The organism is Pseudoalteromonas sp. CO348 (assembly GCF_004208845.1).
Lineage (GTDB): Bacteria > Pseudomonadota > Gammaproteobacteria > Enterobacterales > Alteromonadaceae > Pseudoalteromonas > Pseudoalteromonas maricaloris.
Genome location: NZ_SGPI01000048.1, coordinates 1 through 1,736, shown reverse-complemented (window position 1 = coordinate 1,736; position 1,736 = coordinate 1). Strand labels below are relative to the sequence as shown.

The 1,736-nt window shown below is 42.2% G+C and carries 2 protein-coding genes; both read right to left on the bottom strand.

What is annotated here, in order from left to right; all coding sequences use genetic code 11:
- Positions 1–183: 183 nt before the first annotated feature.
- A complete protein-coding gene (locus EXT48_RS23490) occupies positions 184–1,014 on the bottom strand; it encodes a transposase (protein ID WP_130166025.1) in 831 nt (276 codons plus the stop codon).
- A gap of 249 nt (positions 1,015–1,263) precedes the next feature.
- Complete coding sequence (locus EXT48_RS23485; RefSeq protein WP_130166024.1) at positions 1,264–1,722, bottom strand: transposase; 459 nt, start codon at positions 1,720–1,722, stop codon at positions 1,264–1,266.
- Between the last annotated feature and the right edge of the window lie 14 nt (positions 1,723–1,736).

Here is a 1,736-nt window from a genome sequence, read left to right as displayed (position 1 = left end):
CTAACGAGCCTGTAGAATAACTCGTTTCAAATTTGTTTTTGTAATCAACAAACGATAACTGAGTTCCTATTTTGATTCAATCGTTTAGTTGGGTGTGAGTTGTTATTTTAGGGCGTTTTTTTTAAGCTGGTTTGTTGTGGTTTGAGAGGCGTTTCGGAGCTGTTAGGTCAGGTTGTTCTTAGCTTACGACACCCTTTCTCGTAACTTTTCGATATTGTGAACAAGGCAGTATAGCTGCCATTGAGCATTGACTTTTACTTGGCCGCGTAATGTGAGCTTATTCATCCCTTTATTCACCGTGATGTTGCCGAATACTGGTTCGATACATCCAAGTCGTTTGCTGTATTGTCGTCGTCCTATTGGGCTATCTATTTTTACTTTCATTTTGTCGATGTAACTGATTTTTTTGCGAGACTCATCACTCTTAAACTGTACTTGTCGCCCCGTTTTTATCGGTGATTTTCGCATACATTGCTGTTGCAGGGAGCAGACTTTACAGTCTTTTAAGTAACCGCAGAATCGTGTGTATTCTTGGTTGTAGCTTTTTACATTGATACCGCTTCGCCACATCTCGTTCCCTGCGGGGCAGTGGCAGGTTTGTGTTGCTTCATCATAATGGAAGTCGTCTGAGGTAAATAAGCGTGGCTTGCCTTTACTGCGTTTTAATCGGCGCTTTTCTTGCTCTGTTTCGTAGGTTTCGCTCTCTTTAAACAGTGGGTTGCGTTTTCTAAATTGGTTATCAGCTATGTAAGTATCAAAGCCACTTTGCGCCATGAATTCAAGGTTCGCTTCACTATTAAATCCACTGTCTGCGGTAAATTTAATGGCCTGTTTGTGAGAGAATTTATCACTGTTCAGTTTTTCAAGTTGTCGTTTTAATTGCTCAACGGCTGGCTGCAGTGTTTGTTGCTCGCCCACCGAGCCCCATGCCTGTGCTTGTAGTATAATTTGATGTTTCTCATCATTTATCGCTATCCCGTTATAGCCTTGAATTGTGCCTTTTGACGTGGTCATTTTCGCGCTGTCTGGGTCGGTAATATTACTTTTAACCGGCTTACCTTTACTGCCTGTTTTCTCTTCGTGAGTAGCTAAGAACGCGGTGATTTTATCTGCACTTTTATCTAGCCTTTCTTTTTGCTTTAAGTCTTGAGTGACCAGCTCTTCACTTAAGCCATCTTGCGCTTGATGGCGCTCAATTATGCGTTTGCTTGCGCGTTCTAATTTGGCTTTTTTACGGCCTAGCTCATCGAATGTACCGCTCCACTATTTACTTGCGTTGGACTTCAATTTGCACCCATCAATGGCAAACATGTTGCGTCCTATCAAGCCTTCTTCATCACATATCATCAGCACTTGCGTAAATAGCGGTTCAATCTGTTCGTGCATTTTAGCCACAAAACCCGCTATTAATGTGTAATGCGGCTGAATATCACCCGACACACTCATAAATAAAATGTTTGTTTCACACGCTTTAGCAATTCGCCGACTACTGATTAAACCATGTGCATAGCCCAGTAAAATAACCTTTAACATCACCGCGGGCGGATACGCCGCAGCGCCTGTTTTGTCGTTGTTATACCAAGCGTCAAAGCCCGACAAGTCAAGCTTATTTTCGACAATATAACAAAGCGCATATTCAAAGGTTCCCGGCAAAATTTGCTCAGCGAAATTGATTGGAATGAATTTATTTTGGCGGGATAAGTCTGGCTTATAGTTGGCCATAACAGATTACCGTG

Bases quoted from the DNA above. Each gene is read 5' to 3' on its own strand.
- EXT48_RS23485 (WP_130166024.1), bottom strand. From the start codon at position 1,722: ATGGCCAACTATAAGCCAGACTTATCCCGCCAAAATAAATTCATTCCA.
- EXT48_RS23490 (WP_130166025.1), bottom strand. From the start codon at position 1,014: ATGACCACGTCAAAAGGCACAATTCAAGGCTATAACGGGATAGCGATA.